This window comes from Pseudomonas medicaginis, from assembly GCF_965119365.1.
Taxonomy (GTDB): Bacteria; Pseudomonadota; Gammaproteobacteria; order Pseudomonadales; family Pseudomonadaceae; genus Aquipseudomonas.
The window spans coordinates 1,991,820-2,012,877 of the sequence record NZ_OZ221631.1 but is presented as its reverse complement, the minus strand read 5'-3'; the positions used below and the strand labels follow the sequence as shown (position 1 = coordinate 2,012,877).

19 protein-coding genes are annotated in these 21,058 nt (G+C 62.3%); 10 read left to right on the top strand and 9 right to left on the bottom strand.

Annotated features, from left to right (window positions below):
• Nucleotides 1–13 precede the first annotated feature (13 nt).
• Nucleotides 14–694 (bottom strand): WbqC family protein, encoded by a 681-nt coding sequence (locus tag ACMTA2_RS08880; RefSeq protein WP_413794558.1) that lies wholly within the window; start codon nt 692–694, stop codon nt 14–16.
• 142 nt (nt 695–836) lie between these two features.
• Entirely contained in the window at nt 837–2,393 is a 1,557-nt protein-coding gene (locus ACMTA2_RS08875) for a sigma-54-dependent transcriptional regulator (RefSeq protein ID WP_413794557.1), read from the bottom strand.
• Nucleotides 2,394–2,704: 311 nt separating this feature from the next.
• On the opposite strand from ACMTA2_RS08875, the gene phhA reads away from it, so the two are divergent.
• From phhA to ACMTA2_RS08860, 3 genes are all read left to right on the top strand, one after another.
• Nucleotides 2,705–3,490 (top strand): phenylalanine 4-monooxygenase, encoded by a 786-nt coding sequence (gene phhA, locus ACMTA2_RS08870; protein WP_047226214.1) that lies wholly within the window; start codon nt 2,705–2,707, stop codon nt 3,488–3,490.
• 100 nt (nt 3,491–3,590) lie between these two features.
• Nucleotides 3,591–3,947, top strand: coding sequence for a 4a-hydroxytetrahydrobiopterin dehydratase (locus ACMTA2_RS08865; RefSeq protein ID WP_003184087.1), 357 nt, complete (start codon nt 3,591–3,593; stop codon nt 3,945–3,947).
• Nucleotides 3,947–5,140 carry an amino acid aminotransferase gene (locus ACMTA2_RS08860; protein ID WP_413794556.1) on the top strand — a complete coding sequence of 398 codons (1,194 nt, stop codon included), beginning with the start codon at nt 3,947–3,949 and terminating at the stop codon, nt 5,138–5,140. The genes ACMTA2_RS08865 and ACMTA2_RS08860 overlap by 1 nt, the downstream gene beginning before the upstream one ends.
• A 112-nt stretch (nt 5,141–5,252) precedes the next feature.
• On the opposite strand, the gene ACMTA2_RS08855 is transcribed toward ACMTA2_RS08860, so the two are convergent.
• Nucleotides 5,253–5,816, bottom strand: coding sequence for an NAD(P)H nitroreductase (locus ACMTA2_RS08855; RefSeq protein ID WP_413794555.1), 564 nt, complete (start codon nt 5,814–5,816; stop codon nt 5,253–5,255).
• Between the two features lie 172 nt (nt 5,817–5,988).
• On the opposite strand from ACMTA2_RS08855, the gene ACMTA2_RS08850 reads away from it, so the two are divergent.
• Entirely contained in the window at nt 5,989–7,443 is a 1,455-nt protein-coding gene (locus tag ACMTA2_RS08850) for a TrkH family potassium uptake protein (RefSeq protein WP_413794554.1), read from the top strand.
• Here ACMTA2_RS08850 and ACMTA2_RS08845 read toward each other — a convergent pair.
• On the bottom strand, nt 7,400–8,461 hold the full coding sequence (locus ACMTA2_RS08845; protein ID WP_413794553.1) for an AraC family transcriptional regulator: 1,062 nt from the start codon (nt 8,459–8,461) through the stop codon (nt 7,400–7,402). The two genes, ACMTA2_RS08850 and ACMTA2_RS08845, sit on opposite strands and share 44 nt — an antisense overlap.
• A 299-nt stretch (nt 8,462–8,760) precedes the next feature.
• Here ACMTA2_RS08845 and ACMTA2_RS08840 point away from each other — a divergent pair, with 299 nt between their 5' ends.
• Together ACMTA2_RS08840 and ACMTA2_RS08835 are read left to right on the top strand one after the other, a co-directional pair.
• Complete coding sequence (locus ACMTA2_RS08840) at nt 8,761–9,072, top strand: Mpo1-like protein (protein WP_413794552.1); 312 nt, start codon at nt 8,761–8,763, stop codon at nt 9,070–9,072.
• A 13-nt stretch (nt 9,073–9,085) separates the two neighbouring features.
• Nucleotides 9,086–9,676 (top strand): HD domain-containing protein, encoded by a 591-nt coding sequence (locus tag ACMTA2_RS08835; RefSeq protein ID WP_413794551.1) that lies wholly within the window; start codon nt 9,086–9,088, stop codon nt 9,674–9,676.
• Between the two features lie 178 nt (nt 9,677–9,854).
• Here ACMTA2_RS08835 and ACMTA2_RS08830 read toward each other — a convergent pair whose 3' ends face one another.
• On the bottom strand, nt 9,855–10,670 hold the full coding sequence (locus ACMTA2_RS08830; RefSeq protein WP_413794550.1) for a UDP-2,3-diacylglucosamine diphosphatase: 816 nt from the start codon (nt 10,668–10,670) through the stop codon (nt 9,855–9,857).
• Between the two features lie 134 nt (nt 10,671–10,804).
• Between ACMTA2_RS08830 and ACMTA2_RS08825 the strand changes: the two genes are divergently transcribed.
• Nucleotides 10,805–11,554, top strand: a complete 750-nt coding sequence (locus ACMTA2_RS08825) for an AraC family transcriptional regulator (protein WP_413795613.1) — start codon at nt 10,805–10,807, stop codon at nt 11,552–11,554.
• A 92-nt stretch (nt 11,555–11,646) separates the two neighbouring features.
• On the top strand, nt 11,647–12,537 hold the full coding sequence (locus ACMTA2_RS08820; RefSeq protein ID WP_413794549.1) for a DMT family transporter: 891 nt from the start codon (nt 11,647–11,649) through the stop codon (nt 12,535–12,537).
• On the opposite strand, the gene ACMTA2_RS08815 is transcribed toward ACMTA2_RS08820, so the two are convergent.
• A complete protein-coding gene (locus tag ACMTA2_RS08815; RefSeq protein ID WP_413794548.1) occupies nt 12,531–12,818 on the bottom strand; it encodes an Rdx family protein in 288 nt (95 codons plus the stop codon). The genes ACMTA2_RS08820 and ACMTA2_RS08815 overlap by 7 nt on opposite strands.
• A gap of 71 nt (nt 12,819–12,889) precedes the next feature.
• Here ACMTA2_RS08815 and ACMTA2_RS08810 point away from each other — a divergent pair, with 71 nt between their 5' ends.
• The gene (locus ACMTA2_RS08810; protein ID WP_413794547.1) at nt 12,890–15,091 is read left to right on the top strand and encodes a patatin-like phospholipase family protein; all 2,202 of its coding nucleotides are present in this window, start codon (nt 12,890–12,892) and stop codon (nt 15,089–15,091) included.
• A gap of 142 nt (nt 15,092–15,233) precedes the next feature.
• Here the strand turns inward: ACMTA2_RS08810 and ACMTA2_RS08805 are convergent, their stop codons facing one another.
• The 3 genes from ACMTA2_RS08805 to recQ form a co-directional block, all read right to left on the bottom strand.
• Nucleotides 15,234–17,216 carry a FimV/HubP family polar landmark protein gene (locus ACMTA2_RS08805; RefSeq protein WP_413794546.1) on the bottom strand — a complete coding sequence of 661 codons (1,983 nt, stop codon included), beginning with the start codon at nt 17,214–17,216 and terminating at the stop codon, nt 15,234–15,236.
• Between the two features lie 119 nt (nt 17,217–17,335).
• Nucleotides 17,336–17,770, bottom strand: a complete 435-nt coding sequence (locus ACMTA2_RS08800; protein ID WP_003199001.1) for a MarR family transcriptional regulator — start codon at nt 17,768–17,770, stop codon at nt 17,336–17,338.
• Nucleotides 17,771–17,885: 115 nt separating this feature from the next.
• Nucleotides 17,886–20,012: a DNA helicase RecQ gene (recQ, locus tag ACMTA2_RS08795; protein ID WP_413794545.1), complete on the bottom strand. Its 2,127-nt coding sequence runs from the start codon at nt 20,010–20,012 to the stop codon at nt 17,886–17,888.
• Nucleotides 20,013–20,463: 451 nt separating this feature from the next.
• Between recQ and ACMTA2_RS08790 the strand changes: the two genes are divergently transcribed.
• The gene (locus ACMTA2_RS08790; protein ID WP_030141133.1) at nt 20,464–21,051 is read left to right on the top strand and encodes a UPF0149 family protein; all 588 of its coding nucleotides are present in this window, start codon (nt 20,464–20,466) and stop codon (nt 21,049–21,051) included.
• Nucleotides 21,052–21,058 lie beyond the last annotated feature (7 nt).

Sequence of the window (21,058 nt, the reverse complement as noted above, 5' to 3'; positions counted from 1 at the left end):
TGGCAAGGCCTGCTCAGGCAGCCCTTTTCTTTAGAAAAGCCGATGCGTCCGCGCCGGTGTTGAACAACAGGTCGATGACACTGACCGCATGCTGGAAGTCGCCATACACCTGCGGATATTCGGGATAGCCGGCATAGCTCATATACGACACGGTGATTCCATTGGCGGCGAAAGCCGCTTCGTCGAGGTAGTGGCTGGCTGCGGGTCCGGAGAGGTATTCGTTGGCCCCCAGGGCCTGGCATAGATGGATCAAGCGTTCATTCTTGCCTTCTACGCCCCCCAGATCCTCGGAACGGTGAAGCGGCGTGTGAATGCCCAGCAGGGGGCACAAGCCGGCGATGAACAGATGATTGATGCGGGTCAGGTGGGTGAGTTCGGCAGCCTGCTCGTAGAGCGCGCGAATGGGCGCTTCCATCTGGGCGAAGCACGGGGCGCGCCGGTAGCTCTGCTCAATCGTCTTCCAGTGCGCAGCGGCCCAATCCGGGCTGTTGACCTGGACTTCGTTGATCAGCTGGCCGAGGCGGCCCTTCTTCTTGACCGGAATACTCAGCCAGTGCTCACCCTGGGCAGTCTTGATCTTGTTGCGGTTACGCCAGTCGCTGCGGGTGTACTGGACATCGTCATACAGGATGAACGCATCGACGCTGCGGATCAGATCGAAATAGCCCTTCCAGGGAATATAATTCGACTGCACCACAGCTATCTTCTTTTGCATCCTGAACCTCACATACGTAGCGGGAATCGGGGCTCTGCCCTGTCAAAAAATCGCCACCAAATATGAATAAGCGTGGACAGGTCTCGATGTAGCAAATCCCATACCAGCGAACCAACGCCCGCTAAGGCTCAGTCTTGCCCACCTCATACTCACGCAACTTATTGGCAATGGTGGTATGGGAAACCCCCAGCCGCTTGCCCAACTGACGGCTGCTCGGGTGCTCGGAATACAGGCGCTCCAGCACCGCCTTCTCGAAGCGCCCGACGATCTCGTCCAACCCACCCTCGAGGGAAAAATCGCCAAGGGGCTGACGCACGCCGTAGTCCGGCAGGCGGATGTGCTCGGCCTTCACCTTCCCGCCGTCGCACAGGGAAACCGCCTGGAACAGTACGTTTTCCAACTGTCGGACGTTGCCCGGCCAGTGGTAATGGCTGAGACGGTCCATCGCCGCGGGGGCCAGGGGCAGTGCACAACCGATCTGGCGGCTGGCCTGATCGAGGAAATGTTCCACCAGGGGCGCCAGGCCATCGAGGCATTCGCGCAGCGGGGGGATGTGCAAGGAAAGCACGTTCAAGCGATGGTACAAATCCTGACGAAATTCTCCCCGGGCGCAGAGTTCGGACAAATCGACCTGGGTGGCGCAGATGACCCTGACGTCCAGGTACACTTCTTCATCGCTGCCGACACGCCGAAAGCAACCGTCCTGCAGAAAGCGCAGCAGTTTCACTTGCAGGCGCGGACTCATCTCCCCAACCCCGTCGAGAAACAGCGTACCCCCGGCGGTCAGTTCCAGCAGGCCGAGCTTGCCTTCGGCCCGGGCGCCTTCGAAGGCCCCCGGCCCGTAGCCGAACAGCTCGGTCTCGGCCATGGACTCGGGCAACCCGGCACAGTTGAGCGCCATCAATGGCGATTGCCCACGCGGGCTCGCCAGGTGACAAGCCCGGGCCAGCAGTTCCTTGCCGGTGCCGGTTTCGCCTTCAATTAACAGCGGCGCGTCCAGCGGTGCCATGCGCCGGGCCTCACGGACCACCGCCGCCATCACCTTCGAACTCTGGAAAATACTGTCGAAGCCGCGCAGCTCCTGCTTGCGCACGTTGTAGATCCGCTCCCCCACCCGGTCGGCCCGGTGCAGGGTCAGGACCGCCCCGGCCATGGCCTCGCTGTCGTCGTGCTCCGATTGCAGTGGTGCGATGTCGGCCAGGAACACATCGCCCTTGACCTTGACCCGCAGGCCATTGATGCGCGATTGGTTGGCGCGCACCAGTTCCGGCAGGTCGAAATCCTCGGCGTAACGGGACAAGGGAATCCCCGGCACCTCATCGACCCGCACCCCGAGCAACTGCGCCGCCGCTCGGTTGGCCGCGACGATGGAGCCGCCCATGTCGATGGACAGCACCGGAAACTCCAAGGCGCCGAGCAAGGCGTTGAGTTCCATGTGCCGACGCTCACTGGGCATCAGTCCTACCCGCTTGACGCCAAACACCCCGGCGATGCCTTCGAATTTCGGACGTAATGCCTGGAACTGGATGTTGATCAGGTTCGGACAATGCAGGTAGATCGCGTTGCCATGCTCGCCACCCACCTCCCCCCGGGCGACGTTGATGCCGTACTCCACCAATAGGTTGAGGATGTCCCGGAGGATGCCGATGCGGTTCTGGCAATGGACTTTGATGCGCATGAAAAGACCAGGGTGCGTATGAGTAGGAAGGCGCGCCGTCCAAGCCACCCTCGTGACAAGGTTTCTGCGTGGCAGCGCAAATAGTCGTCAAGATTATGTGACAGTTGTAGGCCAATTCCCACCGGAAAATCCCGAGAGCATCGTAGCCCGCACCAATTCGTAACGAAAACTTTACGAACTTGCTCTTTTTTCACCCGCCCTCTCTTTGTCAGCGTGCTGCACATGTCGCTGCTTCGCGCTATTTCTATTGCATCGCTGGACATAACAACAAACACATCATCCCCTCTGAGGGAAATCAGCAGGAGAGCAGCATGAAGCAGACGCAATACGTGGCCCGCGAGCCCGATGCGCAAGGTTTTATCCACTACACCGCTGAAGAACACGCAGTGTGGAACACGCTGATCACCCGCCAACTGAAAGTCATCGAAGGCCGTGCGTGCCAGGAATACCTGGATGGCATCGACAAGTTGGGCCTGCCCCACGACCGCATCCCTCAACTGGGCGAAATCAACAAGGTGCTGGGCGAGACCACGGGCTGGCAAGTTGCCCGGGTGCCGGCGCTGATCCCCTTCCAGACCTTCTTCGAATTGCTCGCCAGCAAGCAGTTTCCGGTGGCAACCTTCATTCGTACCCGTGAAGAGCTGGATTACCTTCAAGAGCCGGACATTTTCCACGAGATATTTGGCCATTGCCCGTTGCTGACCAACCCCTGGTTTGCAGAATTTACCCACACCTACGGCAAACTCGGCCTACAGGCATCCAAGGAAGAACGCGTCTACCTGGCGCGGCTCTATTGGATGACCATCGAGTTCGGCCTGGTGCAGACCCCGCAGGGCCGGCGCATCTACGGCGGCGGTATCCTGTCGTCGCCCAAGGAAACCGTGTACTGCCTGTCCGACGAGCCCGAGCACCAGGCCTTCGATCCGTTGGAAGCCATGCGCACGCCGTATCGCATCGACATCCTGCAACCGGTGTACTTCGTGCTGCCCGAACTCAAGCGTCTGTTCGACCTAGCCCACGAAGACATCATGGGCATGGTCAAGCGCGGCCGGGAACTGGGCTTGCATGCCCCGAAATTCCCCCCCAAGGCGGCGTGAACCGCCTCTTTTAATCCCAATTGAGTCTGTTGCACGACGCGGCTTTGCTTTAGCGTGGGTGCATCGACGTTTTTTTAAATATTCGATCCAGGAACACACCATGAACACTCTGAACCAAGCCCATTGCGAAGCCTGCCGCGCCGATGCCCCACAAGTCAGCGACGAAGAACTGCCGGTGCTGATCAAGCAGATCCCCGACTGGAACATCGAAGTGCGCGACGGCGTGATGCAGCTGGAAAAAGTTTTCCTGTTCAAGAACTTCAAGCACGCCCTGGCGTTCACCAACGCCGTCGGCGAGATCTCCGAGGCCGAAGGCCACCACCCGGGCCTGCTCACCGAATGGGGCAAAGTCACCGTGACCTGGTGGAGCCACTCCATCAAGGGCCTGCACCGCAACGACTTCATCATGGCCGCCCGCACCGATGACGTGGCCAAGACCGCCGAGGGCCGCAAGTAATGCATTTCGATGCCATCGGCCGGGTCCCCGGCGACCCGATCCTCGGCCTCATGGAGGCCTACGGGGCGGACAGCAACCCGCGCAAGTTCGACCTGGGCGTGGGTGTCTACAAGGACGCCCAGGGCCTTACGCCGATTCTTCAATCGGTGAAGCAGGCCGAGCAGCGGCTGGTGGATCGCCAGACCACCAAGACCTACATCGGCGGCCATGGCGACGCCGCGTTCGGCCAATTGATCAATGAGCTGGTGCTGGGCGCCGACTCGCCATTGATCCGCGAAAAACGCGCTGGCGCCACCCAGACACCGGGCGGCACCGGTGCCCTGCGCCTGAGCGCCGACTTTATCGCCCAGTGCCTGCCGGGCCGTGGCGTGTGGCTGAGCAACCCGACCTGGCCGATCCACGAAACCATTTTCGCCGCGGCCGGGGTCAAGGTCAGTCATTACCCGTATGTGGGTGCCGATAACCGCCTGGATTTCGAGGCGATGTTGGCGGCCCTGAACCAGGCGCCCAAAGGTGATGTGGTATTGCTGCACGCCTGCTGCCACAACCCCACCGGGTTCGACCTGTCCCATGAGCAATGGCAGCAGTTGCTGGCGGTGGTGCGCAGCCGCGACCTGCTGCCCCTGATCGACTTTGCCTACCAGGGCTTCGGCGATGGCCTGGAGCAGGACGCCTGGGCTGTCCGGCTGTTTGCCCAAGCCCTGCCGGAAGTGCTGGTCACCAGCTCCTGCTCGAAGAACTTCGGCCTGTACCGCGACCGTACGGGTGCGTTGATCGTCTGCGCGCGCAATGGCGAGAAACTGCTGGATATCCGCAGCCAGCTGGCAAACATCGCCCGCAACCTCTGGTCGACACCGCCGGACCATGGCGCGGCCGTAGTGGCGACCATCCTTGGCAACCCGGAACTCAAAAGCCTGTGGGCCGATGAAGTCCAGGCCATGCGCTTGCGCATCGCACAATTGCGCAGCGGTTTGCTGGAGGCTCTCGAACCCCATGGCTTGCGCGAGCGCTTCGCCCATATTGGCGTGCAACGCGGGATGTTTTCTTACACCGGCCTGACGCCGGAACAGGTCAAGCACCTGCGCGAGCGCCACAGCGTCTACATGGTCGGCACCGGCCGGGCGAACGTGGCCGGCATAGACGCCACACGCCTGGACCTGCTGGCCGAGGCGATTGCCGACGTCTGCAAGTAATTGTCGTACCTGTCTACACACCTGCCTTGCGGCGAGGGGATTTATCCCCGTTGGGCTGCTCCGCAGCCCAGGGGGATAAATCCCCTCGCCGCAAGAGCCCCGTCAGTGGCTGCTACGACCCTGTCCACTCACGAACAAATTCGGCGGTGTCTTCTTTCGGAGCAACGCGCGCCTCTTTCTGCGGGGTGCCCAGGTAGAGGAAGCCGATGACCTCTTCCCCGTCTTCAAGGCCAAGCCCCCTGGCCACATGCGGTGAGTACGCCAGTTCACCGGTGCGCCATACGCCGCCGACGCCTTGGGCATACGCGGCCAGCAGGATGCCATGGGCCGCGCAGCCGGCCGCCAGCAGTTGCTCGGACTTCGGGATTTTGAAATGGTCCTGCAAACGGGCAATCACCACCACGACCAGGGGCGCGCGCAATGGGCCGTTGAGGGCTTTTTCCACGACGGCTTCGGAGACCAGCGGGTCATTGAACCGTGCCGCTTCGGCCAGCAGCTCGCCCATGCGATGCCGCGCCTGCCCTTCGACCGTCAGGAAGCGCCATGGCCGCAACTGGCCGTGATCCGGAGCCCGCATGGCCGCGGCGAACATGAGCTCGCGCTGTTCCGGCGTGGGCGCCGGGTCAATCAGGCGTGGAACGGAAACACGGTTGAGCAAAGCGTCGAGAGCCTGCATCGGCCACCTCCCTGGAAAAATGTCCGGCTATTCTAGTGGCTGTACGGCGGGTTCGTCAGCGCAAATTCGAATACCTGCGCCCGGGCCGACGGCGCCAAGCCCGGGATGGCGGTTTACATGCTGTTTGCCGCAGGTAGAATGGCGCCCTTCCCTTTCAGCCTGAGCGGACTTCATGGCGTTGCCGACCCTGCGGATCATTGCTTTCATCATCGGCATCTTCCTGATCACCCTGGCGATCTTCATGGTCGTGCCCATGATCACGCTGATGGTCTTCGAGCGCACCGGCGACCTGCCATCGTTCCTCTGGTCGAGCATGATCACTTTCCTCGCCGGCCTGGCGCTGGTGCTTCCCGGGCGCCCGGAGCACATCCACCTGCGACCGCGGGACATGTACCTGCTGACCGTCAGCAGTTGGCTGGTGGTGTGTATCTTCGCGGCGCTGCCGTTCCTGCTGACCCAGCACATCAGCTATACGGATTCATTCTTCGAAAGCATGTCGGGGATCACCGCCACCGGCGCCACCGTCCTGAGCGGCCTGGACACCATGTCTCCGGGCATCCTGATGTGGCGCTCGCTGCTGCACTGGCTCGGCGGTATCGGCTTCATCGGCATGGCGGTGGCGATCCTGCCCTTGCTACGCATCGGTGGCATGCGGCTGTTCCAGACGGAGTCGTCGGACCGCTCGGAAAAAGTCATGCCGCGTTCCCACATGGTGGCACGGCTGATCGTGGCCTCCTACGTGGGCATCACCATCCTCGGCACCCTGGCGCTCTGGTGGGCGGGGATGAGCCTGTTCGATGCCATCAACCACTCGATGTCGGCGATTTCCACCGGTGGTTTTTCCACCTCGGACCTGTCCCTGGCCAAATGGACCCAACCGGCGGTGCACTGGGTCGTCATCGTCATCATGATCCTCGGCAGCCTGCCGTTTGCCCTGTACGTCTCGACATTGCGGGGCAATCGCCGGGCGCTGATCAAGGACCAGCAGGTCCAGGGGCTTATCGGCGTGCTGCTGGTGACCTGGCTGGTGCTCGGCACCTGGTATTGGGCCACCACCGACCTGCATTGGCTGGACGCCCTGCGGCACGTGGCGCTGAACGTGACGTCCATCGTCACCACCACCGGCTTCGCCCTGGGCGACTACAGCCTGTGGGGCAACTTTTCGCTGATGCTGTTCTTTTACCTGGGGTTCGTCGGCGGCTGTTCGGGCTCGACGGCTGGCGGGATCAAGATCTTTCGCTTTCAGGTCGCCTACATCCTGCTACGGGCCAACCTCAATCAACTGATCCATCCCCGTGCGGTGATCAAGCAGAAATACAACGGTCATCGCCTCGACGAAGAAATCGTCCGCTCGATCCTCACGTTCTCGTTCTTCTTCGCCATCACCATCTGCGTGATCGCCCTGCTGCTGTCGCTGCTGGGGGTGGAATGGATGACGGCCCTGACCGGCGCGGCCAGTACCGTATCGGGCGTCGGCCCGGGACTGGGGGAAACCATCGGGCCGGCCGGCAACTTCGCACCGCTGCCGGACGCCGCCAAGTGGATCCTGTCCGGGGGCATGCTGCTGGGCCGGCTGGAGATCATCACGGTGTTCGTGCTGTGCATCCCGGCGTTCTGGCGCCACTGACTGGTTCAGGCTCGCTCGCCAATCGCGCCCGGTATTCGCCGGGCGTGGCGTCGAACCAGCGGCGAAAGGCCCGGAAAAAATTGCTCGGGTCGGCAAACCCCAGCAGGTAGGCGATTTCCAGCAGCGTCATGCCCGGCTGCGCCAGGTACTGCTCGGCCAACTCGCGGCGAGTGTCTTCAAGCAGGCTCTGGAAACTGGTGCCCTCTTCCTGCAAGCGCCGCTGCAAGGTGCGCTGCGACAAGTGCAACGTCTGCGCCACCACGTCTCGCTTGGGTTCCCCCTGGGGCAACAACCGACACAACACTTGTCGCGCCTTGTGGGTCACGCGGCTTTCCGAAAAACGCGCGAGGTACTCCCCGGCAAACCGGTCGTGAAGCTGCGCCATGGCCTCATTGGCCGTCGGCAGCGGCGCCTCCATGTCGGCCCGTTCGAAGATCAGCGCGTCATAAGGCGCGCCGAACACCAGCGGCGCGAGGAAGGCTCGCTGGTAAGGCGCCAGGTCCGAGGGCTCGGCCCCCTGGAGCAGCACCTTCACCGGGTGCAGGGTGCGCCCGGTCAACCAATTGCACAGGGCCAGTGCACAAGCCAGGGAGGCTTCGGCGCTCTGACGGGTCGGAGGCAGATGGTCACCATGCACCGTCAGGATCAGCCCGTAGCCCTCTTCCAACGGGCGAAAACTCAAGTCGGCGCTTTCGGCAATGATCCGCTGGTACCGCACCAGCCGTTGGAAACCCTCCACCAGGGTGCGACTGGACATCAGGGCGTAGCCGACCACATGGAACGAGGCCGGGCGCACCACTTTGCCCATGTTCAAGCCAATGGCCGGGTTACCCGACAACTCCACCGCCCGTTGCCAGAGTCGGGTCATCGAGTCCTGGGGGAAACGTGCATCCGGATCCTCCAGCCCATCGAAGTTCAGCCCCAGTTGCTTGAACAGCACCTGACAATCCAGGCCGTCCATTTCCAACGCCTTGACAATCCCCATCGCCCAGCTTGAAGAAGTAGTTCTTTCGCTCATGACGTTTACTTGCATGACGAGCCGCAGGGTACGGCTGGATTTGCGAAGGATAGCAGTGTCCGGTCTTATCAATAATGCCCCTTTTTGTACGAGCGGCTGTTGTTGTCAGGCAAGGCGCCGCGACGAGTCATAGCCCGCTATGGCGAGGAGTGGCAACACAGCATGACGGCAACAGAAGCCGTCCAAAAGGGGCGTTATTGGTAAGACCGGACACTAGAGTGGCGCCCATTGTCACTGGCCGTCGCAATTGATAGCTCTAGACTTCAAGTATCAGAACAATAACCACAGAGTCAGCCGTCGTGGAAAACGCCAAGCGATTCAATACCTTCGCCGAGTTCTACCCGTATTACCTCAGCGAACACAGCAACAGCACCTGCCGGCGATTGCATTTCATCGGCACCTCCCTGGTCATCCTGATTTTCGTCATGGCCCTCGTCGTGGGCAGCGGGTGGCTGTGGCTCGCCCTGCCCGTGGCCGGCTACGGCTTTGCCTGGGTCGGACACTTCTTCTTCGAAAAGAACCGTCCCGCCACCTTCCAGCATCCGTTCTACAGCCTGCTCGGCGATTTCGTCATGTACCGCGACATGCTGCTGGGCAAGGTCGCGTTCTAAACAAGGACTGCCAATGAGCAACCACGCGCGCTTTACCCACATGCAAGAAGGCACCCAACAGGACTGGGCGATCATCGCGGCCGACTTCAGCGCCTACGCACGGCAATTGCCGGGCCGGATCCTGGCCCACTTGAAACTGCTGGACGGTGATTTCGGCGGGTTCCCGGTGGATCGCCTGACCCATTCCCTGCAAACCGCCACCCGTGCCTACCGTGACGGACGAGACGAGGAGTACGTGGTCTGCGCCCTGCTCCACGACATTGGCGACACCCTGGGTTCGTATAACCATCCGGACATCGCCGCGGCGATCCTCAAGCCCTTCGTCAGCGCCGAAAACCTGTGGATGGTGGAAAAGCACGGGATTTTCCAGGGCTATTACTTCTTCCATCACTTGGGCATGGACCGGCACCTGCGCGAGCAATTCAGCGACCATCTGCAATACCAGGCGACCATTGATTTCTGTGCGAAATACGACGCGGCGGCATTCGATGCCGAATACGACACCCTGCCGTTGAGCTTCTTCGAGCCGATGCTGGAAAGGGTCTTCGCCGCGCCGAAGCAATCGATCTACAAGGCCGCGATGGAGGAACAACCGCCTCCCTGAAAACCACAGAGTCCCCTTGTGGCGAGGGGATTTATCCCCGCTGGGCTGCGTAGCAGCTCCAAAAACCGGTTAGCTGAGGTGGCGATCCATCTGACACACCGAGGGGGCTGCTGCGCAGCCCAACGGGGATAAATCCCCTCGCCACAAAGATTTTTCCCGAGCCACAAGGGTTCAAGACTCAAGCAGGTTCGGCGACTTTCAGTGCTTTCAACTGTGCTTCCCGCGCCTGGGCCTCGGCCAACCGATACAACTCGATCGAGCCGTCCCAATGCTCGATCAGCGCCGTGCAGGATTCGACCCAGTCGCCACAATTGAGGTATTCCACCTCACCCACCCTGCGCATCTCGGCGTGGTGGATATGCCCGCAGACCACGCCATGCAGTTCGCGCTTCACGCACTCGTGGGCGATGGCTTCTTCGAAATCGCTGATGAAGCTGACGGCGGTCTTGACCTTGTGCTTGAGGTACGCCGACAGCGACCAGTAGCCGTAGCCGTAACGGGCTCGCCAATGGTTGAGCCAGCGGTTCAGAGTGAGGGTGAACTCGTAGGCCGAATCCCCGAGGAACGCCAGCCAACGGTGGTACCGGGTGATGACATCGAACTGGTCGCCATGGATCACCAACAGGTGTCGCCCATCGGCGGTGACGTGCACCGCTTCGTCCACCAACTGGATATTGCCCAGGATCAGCTTCGAATAGCGCCGCAGGAATTCGTCATGGTTACCGGTGACGTAGATCACTTCAGTGCCGCGCTTGCTCATGGTCAGCAAGCGGCGAATGACGTTGGTGTGGGCCTGGGGCCAGTACATGCCACCGCGCAGCTTCCAGCCGTCGATGATGTCACCCACCAGGTAGATCTTGTCGGCGTGATAGCCCTTGAGAAACTGCGACAAGTGCTCGGCCTGGCAATCCCGGGTGCCCAGGTGCACATCGGAAATCCACAGGGTGCGAACACGCTGCTTGCGGCTGGGTCTGGCGAGCTCGGCGCTGGTCATTGGGCAACCCTCTGATCGTTTTCGCCACTGTGCACCCCAGCGGTTAATGGCCCATGACAAACACAAGTCCATTGCATGACAGCGCCGGGCGTTGCCCCTCGGTGTATGCTGGCGGCCTGACACGGGAGACCGCGATGCGACCGATCCTCACGCTACGCCACTACAGCCACGACTTGATCGTCCACAGCCACGACCACGCGCAACTGGTGTTCGGGTTGTCCGGCGCACTGGACTTCGAAGTCGAAGGTCGTGGCAGCCAGGTGCTGCAGCAGAGTTTCGTGGTGGTACCCGCCGGCGCCCATCATGCCTGCGGCAGCCCCCAGGGCAGTCGGTGCCTGGTGCTGGATATCCCCAGTGACGACTGGGTCGGGCAATGCCTGGGGGATCACGCCGACGCCAGCCGTCGCTTGCTCGACGACAGCGCTCGCCTGCCCTTGGACGCGGGGCAAAGCCAGTTGGTCAGTTGGCTGGCGAGCAGCCCGGTGGACGACCCGGTGATTGCCCAGCAAGGCGCGGTGCTGCTTCTGGCAAGTCTCAATGGTGCTCGCCAGGAAAACCTCGGTGGCCGGCGCCTGCCCTACGCCGCACTCAACGCCCACATCGACCAGTACGCGGCCTATCCACTGCAAGTGGCGGACCTGGCGCGAGTCGCCGGCCTCTCCAACGCCCGCCTGCACGCGCGCTTCGTCGCCGAGTGCGGGCAAACCCCGATGGATTACATCCGCAGCCGCCGCTTGCACAAGGCCGTGGCCTTGTTGCGTGATTCGCAGTTGCCCATCGGTGAGATCGCCCACCGTGTCGGCTACAGCTCCCAGAGTGCCTTCGCCGCGGCGGTGCTGCGCGAATTCGGCGTCTCGCCGGGCAAGCTGCGACGTCAGCGCTAGATTCGCGCTAAAAATCGCTAGGATCGCGACAGACAGAAAGGGTCGGCAACAGGTTCAATACCCTGACGCTCAACCGTTGGACAAGGATTGAAATGACGCCCCGTACTGCCCTCGGCGCCCTGCACATTGGCGCACTCATGTTTGGCCTGACCGGTGTATTCGGCAAACTCGCCACGGCTTCGCCAACTGTCATCGTGTTCGGTCGCGCCGTCTTCGCCGTGCTCGCCCTGACGATGTTTGCCCGGTTTGCCAGCAGCAGCCGCTGGCAAAAACTGCGGGCACAAGATGGCCGGCGCTTGCTCCTCGGCGGCCTGTTGCTGGCCGGGCACTGGGTGAGTTTCTTCATCGCCGTGAAGGTTGCCGGCGTGGCGATCGCCACGTTGGGGTTCACCAGTTTCCCGGCCTTCACGGTATTGCTCGAGGGGCTGATCTTTCGCGAGCGGATTCGCGCCAATGAAATCTGGCTGGTGGTGTTGGTGAGCATCGGCCTGGTATTGGTCACGCCGAACTTCGACCTGGCCAGCGGCGCTACCACCGGCTTGCTATGGGCCGTGGCCTCGGGGCTGCTGTTTTCCCTGTTGTCATTGACCAACCGTGCCGGCTCCGCGCATGTGCCGCCGGTGCAAGCCGCGCTGTGCCAGAACGTCGTGGTCGGGTTGTGCCTGTTGCCCATGGCCGCCCCGCTATTGAGCGACGTTCGCCCCCTCGACTGGTTGTGGATCGGCTTGCTCGGGGTGTTCTGCACCGCACTGGCCCACAGCCTGTTCGTCGCCAGCCTGGCCGTGATCAAGGCCCGCACGGCGGCGGTGGTGTTCGCCATGGAGCCGGTCTACGGCATCGCCATGGCCTGGTGGCTGTTCGACGAGCGCCCGACACTGCGCATGCTGTTGGGCGGCGTGCTGATCATCGCGGCCATCGTGATCTCAAGCCAACTGGGCGGCTCGAAGAAACCGGAGCTGGGCGCCCAAGCCGCGTCTCACTGAACCCGATCGTTGTGGCCCAGGTCCCGCGCCGGATCGATCCGGTCGCGGACCCGCTGCTTGAGGACCTTGGCCTCGGGAAAACCGCCATCGGCCTTGCGTTCCCAGATCTGCGTGCCGTCGCAACTGATGAGGAACACCCCGCCGGTGCCCGGCACCAGGGACACTTTGCCCAGGTCGTCGCCAAAGGTGCTGAGCAGTTCCTGGGCCAGCCAGGCAGCGCGCAGCAGCCATTGGCACTGGGTGCAGTACGTGATGACGACTTCGGGTTTGTGTTCGGTCATTGCGGGTGGACTCCTGGGTTCGAAGGCGTCGTTATAATACCTGCCTTTGATCGCCCGCCCCGAGATAGACGATGCGCCGCCTGCTCCCCCTCCTGCTTCTGCTGCTGTTGCCCCTGCTCAGCCATGCCAACGAGCCCACCGTCGAAGCGCCACGCCCGAAAATCGGCCTGGTGCTGTCCGGGGGCGCAGCGCGAGGGCTGGCCCATATCGGCGTGCTCAAGGCCCTGGAGGAACAAGGCATCAAGATCGATGCCATTGCCGGCACCAGCATGGGCGCGGTGATCGGCGGGCTGTACGCCTCGGGCTACAAGGTCGACGAGCTGGAAAAACTCGCCCTGGGCATCGATTGGCAAGAGGCCTTGTCCGATGCGCCGCCACGCAAGGACGTGCCGTTCCGGCGCAAGCAGGATGACCGCGACTTTCTGGTGAAGCAGAAACTGAGCTTTCGTGACGATGGCAGCCTCGGCCTGCCCTTGGGGGTCATCCAGGGCCAGAACTTGGCCCTGCTGCTCGAAAGCCTCCTGGCCCATGCCAGCGATACACGGGACTTCGACAAACTGCCGATCCCGTTTCGCGCAGTCGCCACCGACATCGCCACGGGTGAAAAAGTCGTGTTCCGCAAAGGCCACTTGCCCAAGGTCATTCGCGCCAGCATGTCGATCCCGGCCGTGTTCGCCCCGGTGGAGCTGGACGGCCGGCTACTGGTGGACGGCGGTATGGCCGATAACATTCCGCTGGATGTGGCCCGGGAAATGGGCGTGGACATGGCCATCGTGGTGGACATCGGCACGCCGCTGCGCACCCGCAAGCAATTGGTCACGGTGGTCGACGTGTTGAACCAGTCGACCACCCTGATGACCCGGCGCAACTCTGAAGAGCAACTGGCAACCCTGACAAAAGACGACGTATTGATCCAGCCGGCCCTGGCGAGCTTCGGCTCCACCGATTTCGGCCAGGCCCTGGAGATGATCGACGCCGGCTACCGCGCCACCCGGATACTCGAGGCGCGCTTGGCCCCTCTACGCCCGTCCGAGGCGCCCGATGCCGAACTCATGGCCGCGCGAACGCCCAGCCAGCGCACGCCGGTCATCACTGCCATTCGCGTGGAGAACGACTCGAAAGTCGGCGACGACGTGATTCGCTACTACATTCGCCAGCAGATCGGCGAGCCGCTGGACCTGGGGCGCCTGCAGACCGACATGGGCACACTGTACGGCCTGGATTACTTCGAGCAGGTGCAATACCGCGTCGTTCACAAGGGCCCGGACCATACACTGGTCATCAGCGCCCGGGGCCGACGCACCGGCACCGACTACCTGCGGCTGGGGCTGAGCCTGTCGGACGACATGCGCGGTGACAGCGCTTTCAACCTGGGGGCCAGCTATCGGGTCAACGGCATCAATCGCCTGGGGGCCGAATGGCTGACCCGGGCGCAGATCGGCGACAAGCAGGAGTTGTACAGCGAGTTCTACCAGCCATTGGATGTCGGCTCGCGCTACTTCATCGCCCCCTATGGACAATTCGAATCCCGCAACGTGGAGTCCATCCTGGACAACGACCCGGTGGCCCAGTATCGCGTCGAGCGCTATGGCTTGGGGCTCAACGTGGGCCGCCAGATCGGGAACAGCGGCGAAATCCGCTTCGGTGTCGGCCAGGCCTGGGGCAAGGCCGATGTGCGCATCGGCGATCACGACCAGCCCAGCGAGAACTTCAATGAGGGTTTCTACGAACTGAAGTATTCGTTCGACTCCCTCGACAGCGTGTATTTTCCCCATGAAGGGGAAGACATCGGCCTGAGCTGGCGCCAATACGAACCGGGGCTGGGCTCCGACCAGCGTTACCGCCAGTGGGAGTTCAAATTGGACAAGGCCCTGAGCAGCGGCCCCGACACCTTCATATTGGGCGGGCGCTACGGCCGCACCCTGGACACCGCCGAGGTCGTGACCTCCAGCTTTGTGCTCGGTGGCGCGCGGCAATTGTCGGGCTTTCGCGAAGATGGGATCTCCGGACAGAACATGAGCCTGATGCGTGCCGTGTATTACCGCCGCCTCACACCGCGGGCCTACCTGCCCTTGGACTTCCCGCTGTACATCGGAGGTTCACTGGAGCGCGGCCGGGCCTGGAACAACGACAACGAATTCGACAGCGGCTACATCAACGCCGCCAGCATTTTCCTGGGCTTCGATACGCCGTTGGGGCCACTGAATTTCAGCTATGGCTTTAACGACAATGATGAACAGGCGGTGTACCTGAACCTGGGACAAACGTTTTGAGGGGTTGGGTGTTTGCCTGGGCTGGGTTGATAGCCTGACAGGCCGTCATCGCGAGCAAGCTCGCTCCCACATAGGGGGCGCAGCTTGCTGTGGGAGCGAGCTTGCTCGCGATGAGGCCAGCCGCTACAAACCTCGATGGCTCTCAGCGAATTCCCGCCAGTAGCACCCGGGCGGTCTGCTTGAGGGGTTCGTCCCCCTCTTCGAGCAGTTCTTCAAGCAGGGTGACGGCCGTCTTCAGGTCGCCATCGTCGATGCAGGTCTGTGCCTGCTCCAGCTTGACCGCATGTTCCGGGGCCTGGGGTTCGAGGGACTGGGTGTCCGGGGCGACAGGTTCAAGGACCAGCGGCTCAAGCTCCAGCGCCTGTTCTTCATCGGCAAAGCCATCGAGGAAGGCATCGTCCAGCGACTCGGTCTCCAGGGGGGCTTCCCATTGCAATTCAGGCTCGTCGAAACCTGAAAGCGACAAACCTTCGGCGGCAAGGGGTGAAACGATCTCTTTTTCAGCGAGATCGTCCTGGGCATCGGTGAGGTCCCAACTGGTTTCCATGGACAGTGCGTCCAGGTCCAGCTCGAACTCATCGCTGGGCACCGGCTCACGCTCAGGAGCAGGTGTCGATGCCGGAGCAGGTGCAAGAACCGGTACCTGAGGTTGTACCGACGCCACTGTCGGCGCGGCGATCATGGCTGCCTTGGGATAGCGCTCGCGTATATCCTCCAGCGTCCCGGCATCGACCCCCTGAGCCAGCAGATGATGTTCCTGGGCCTGGAAACCGATCACATCGCCCTGCTTGCCCAGTACCTCCAGCAACTTGAGCCCCAGGTCGGTGCGTTCCGGCTCCGCCAGCAATGCCGCGCGCAACAGCCCTGCGGCCTCGGTGAAACGGCCGTAGGTCAAATAGATACCGACACCCTCCAGTACGTCACCCTGGGGCGCATCACCGTTGTTGAACGAGGTCGCGGCCTCGGACGGCTCCGTGTCGGGGATTGAAGCAAAGGTTTCGTCGCCCTCCTCCAGCATCGGCGCGGGACGCTCGATCACGGGCTCCATCTCGGCCTGCTGCTGGCGACGCCGAATGAACAGTAACAACGCCAGCACCCCCAACAAGGCCACTAACCCCGCCACCCATGCCCAATGGATGCCCGCAGGCTCTGCAACCGGTTCGGTAACGGGGGAAATATTTGGAATCGGCTCCGGTGCAGGCGGTGCCGGTTGCGACGGCGCCGACGCAACGGGGGCTGGCGCCGCCTCGGCCAGCCGGGTCTGCAATTCACTGATCTGCTGGCGCTGGCCAGCAATTTCCTCGTCCTGGGCCTGGAGCCGCGCCTGCAGTGCCTCGATGGTCTTCTGTTGCTGCTGGTTCTGCAGAACGCTGGCAGCCAATTGTTCATCGGACGCGGCGGAGGCCTGATCGGCGGCGGCAGCCGATGTCGGCAGCACGGCCGAATCGGGCAATAACAGGCGCTGGCCGATGGAGAGCCGGTCGCTGCCGGGATTCAAGGCCTGGATCCCCTGCACCAGCTCATTGACCGACGCGTTGCTACCGGCGTCATGCAGGCGCTGGGCAATATTCCAGGGGCTGTCTCCCTGCACGACCGTATAGCGCTTGCCCTGTACCGCCGGGGGCGGCTTGATGGCCGGGCTCGACTGGCTCGGCATCGCAGACGGCGGGACCGTCGAAGGTTCGTCACGGGCCGGCACGATACCCGGCGTGCCCGGAGGATCGATCAGCACGGTGTATTCGCGCAGCAGTCGCCCATTGGGCTGATTGAGCTGTACCAGGAAATTGAGAAAGGGTTCTTCCACCGGCTTGCTGGAAGTCACCCGAATGAAGCTGCGTTCCCCTCGTAATACCGGCGTAAAGCGCAGGTTGTTGAGAAAGAACACCCGCTCCACACCCGCACGACTGAAATCGTCCGGGCTTGCCAGGCTGGCCGACAGATCGCCTTCGCCGATCCCGGCCACATCGACCAGGGCGATATCGGCGCGTAACGGCTGGTTCAAGGCGGAATGGAGCGTGATTTCACCCAGCCCCAGCGCTGACGCCCAGGCCGGAAATCCCAAGGCACCCACGACGATCGACACGTTGACCCAACTGCGCAACGTGGACTGCAAACTTTCAAGCATGGGCATCCCTTTCGATTACCAGAACCAACCTCGGCGTAAACGCTCCCAATAGGAACGCTTACTACTGGTTATAGTTCGCCAACCGATGAATCTCAAAAGTCTGACGCCAGGGATATGCCTCAGGATTTTTCCAGGTTGGCCAGGATCGTGCCGTGGACTCGCATGCACACGCGCATGTCTGCCTCGTCGACACCTTCGAACAGCTCCCGCCGCAATTGCGTGGCAATGGTTTCGATTTGTTCGATCAAGGGCAGGGCCGGTGCGCAGAGCACGATTTTCTTGGCCCGGCGGTCTTCGGCCACGGCCTGGCGCTGCACCAGCCCCTGGGTTTCCAGGCTGTCGAGCAAGCGAGCCAGGGTCGGGCCTTCGACGGCGACACTCTGGGCCAGTTCACGCTGGGTCGGCGCCTGTTCGAAACGGGCCAGGTGCAGCAGGACCAGCCAGCGCGCCTGGGACAGGCCCAGCCCGGCCAGGCGGCGATCCAGTTCGGCACGCCAGCCTCGAGACATTTGCGCCAGTTGCATGCCAAAACGGTGTTGATCGGTTAACGGCATAAAAAACTCATCAGATCTTAAATAGAAAAAACTAATTATTAGTCAGCTAAGCATGAGCTTTGGATTCAAGCAAGGCTCGCCTCGTACTGAATCGTTAAAGGTCGCAACTCACTGATCAGACTTCAAATTCCGACTGCAACGCAGCCCTGACGCAATACAACACCCCTTCAGGTACCCGCCCGGCAAACAACGCGGCGACTTCAGACACTGGCGGTAACTCGCCTTCGCCATCCAGGAACGCATCCTGTACCTCGCCCATCAGCTCCTCGGGCAGATCCAGTGCCTGCTCCAGGGATAACTGCTGTTTACCGATGGCCTCGGCCAACATCGTGTAGACGTTCTTTTCCGAGCACTGCAATTGCCCGGCGATCTGCAACGGCGTCATGCCGGCCCGGGCCAGCGTGATGAGCTCGTGGCGTACATCGGCCACCGCTTTCGGCGCTTCGGCTTCGCCGCCCAGTACCTGGAGGAAAGCCTCGCCATAACGCTCCAGCTTGCGCGCCCCCACGCCACTGACCCGGGCCATTTCCGCCAGGGTGGTGGGCTGGCTGCGGAGCATTTCCAGCAGTGTCGAGTCGGGGAAGATGACGTACGGGGGTACACCGTGTTCCTCGGCCAGCTTGCGACGCAAGGCGCGCAAGGCTTCCCATTGATCGCGCTCTTCGCCACGGACCAGTTGGCTGGCCTGGCTCTTGCTGCTCTTGACCGCCGTGGCCGGTTTGAGGTCGCGGCGCAGTTCGAGGGTGACCTCGCCCTTGAGCAAGGGCCGGCAGGTTTCGGACAAGCGCAGGCCGCCGTAGCCTTCCAGGTCGATGTCGGCCAGCCCGCGGGCCACCAGTTGCCGGAACAACGAGCGCCACTCACTCTCGGTGCGCGCCTTGCCCACGCCGAACACCGACAGGTGCTGGTGGCCGAAGCTGCGCACCTTCTCGTTGTCCTTGCCCAGCAACACGTCCACCAGGTGCCCGACGCCGTAACGCTGGCCGGTGCGGAAAATCGCCGACAACGCCTGGCGGGCCGGCTCGGTGGCGTCCCAGGTTTCCACGCCATCGACGCAGTTGTCGCAATGGCCGCAGGGCTGGGGCATGTCTTCGTCAAAATAGGCCAGCAGGGTCTGGCGGCGGCAACGGGTTTCTTCGCAGAGCGAAAGCATGGCGTCGAGCTTGTGCTGCTCCAGGCGCTTGTGGCGCTCATCGCCTTCGGAGTTCTGCAGCATCTGCTTGAGCATCACCACGTCTTGCAGGCCGTAGGCCATCCAGGCATCGGCCGGCAAACCGTCACGGCCGGCGCGCCCGGTTTCCTGGTAGTACGCCTCGAGGGACTTGGGCAGGTCCAGGTGCGCGACAAACCGCACGTTGGGCTTGTCGATGCCCATGCCGAACGCCACGGTGGCCACCATGATCAGGCCTTCCTCGTTGAGGAAGCGCTTCTGGTGATAGGCCCGCAGGTCGTTGGGCAGGCCAGCGTGGTATGGCAACGCCGGGAACCCCTGTTCACAGAGGAACGCCGCCACCTCATCGACCTTTTTGCGCGACAGGCAATAGACAATGCCGGCATCGCTGCGGCGCTCGGCGAGGAACGCCAGCAACTGCTTGCGCGGCTGCTCCTTGGGCACGATGCGGTAGAAAATGTTGGGACGGTCGAAGCTGGACAGGAATCGCTCGGCGTTCTGCAAGTGCAGGCGCTCGACGATTTCCTCGCGGGTGCGCTTGTCGGCAGTGGCGGTCAGGGCGATGCGCGGCACGTCGGGGAACAGTTCGGCCAGTTGCCCCAGTTGCAGGTATTCACGGCGGAAATCGTGACCCCATTGGGACACGCAGTGGGCTTCGTCAATGGCGAACAAGGCGATTTCCAGGCTCTGCAGGAACGCCAGCATGCGCGGCTGCACCAGGCGCTCAGGGGCCAGGTAGAGCATCTTCACTTCGCCGCGCTTGATCCGTGTCGCCAGGTCCCGCTGTTGCTCGGCACTGAGGGTGGAGTTCAGCGAAGCGGCGGCGACCCCCAGTTCCTCGAGGGTCGCAACCTGGTCGTCCATCAGCGCGATCAGCGGCGAAACCACCACCGCCAGGCCATTGCGCAGCAGCGCCGGCACCTGGAAGCACAAGGATTTGCCGCCGCCGGTGGGCATGAGCACCAGGGCATCGCCACCGCTGGCCACGCGCTCAATAATGGCACCCTGGCGGCCACGGAAACTGTCGTAGCCGAAGATGTCCTTGAGGACGCGTTGAGCCTGTTCGAGCATAGAAACTCCAAAAATCACCGAAACATCCCTGCAAGGCTGGTTCAGAATCGCAATCGCTGCACTTGCAAATCGTAAGTGCGCGTTTCGAACCGGAGGGACGCGGCAGGGCATCACAAAACGCGGCAGTATACCCGAGGCCTTCGCTGCAAAGGGCGCTGCTGACAAGAGGTGGTTGAATCCAGACATCGTTCCATGTGGCGAGGGGATTTATCCCCGTTGGGCTGCGAAGCAGCCCTGAAACCATGCGCCCCGGTGTGTCAGGTGGGTTGAGTTGCCTCTTTTGGGGCTGCTCCGCAGCCCAACGGGGATAAATCCCCTCGCCACAGGTAATTCCCCTCGCCACAGAGGCTGCGTCTACCATCAAGAAGGAGGCAAATACGCCACGCGGCTGGCCTGTGGGCGCAAGAAGGCCTAGAATTCCCGCATTGTTTATTCCCCAAGGTAGCCCGTAATGTCCTTCGCTGAGCAACTGACCCGCCTGCAAGTCTTCCTCGACGCCGATGAACTGCACGAGGAAGCGCTGGACTACGTGGCCGCTCATGGCTACCTGACTGCCCTGTCCATCTGCTCCGAGCCCGTGCCGGACCGTGAGTGGATCGACGCCCTGTTCGCCGAAGAGCCGCATTACAGCGACGAAGCCCAGCGCGCCGAAATAGAAGCCACCCTGGTCGGTCTCAAGGCCCACATCGCCCGCCAACTGGCTTCCGACGAAGAATTCGAACTGCCGTGCGAACTGGACCTGGGCGATGACCCGGATGATTCGGAACTGCGTGGCTGGTGCATCGGCTTCATGGAAGGCGTGTTCCTGCGCGAAGCCGCCTGGTTCGAAACCGCCGAAGAGGAAGTCAGCGAAATGCTGCTGCCGATCATGGTGGGTTCCGGCCTGTTCGACGAGCAACCGGAGTTTTCCGACATCGCCGCCGACGCGAACCTGATGGACGACATGATCGTCCAGATCCCCGAAGCCCTCACCGCCCTGTACCTGCTGTGCAACGCCCCGGACGAGAAACCGGCGATCCTCAAGCCTCGTCACCACTGAGTGACCG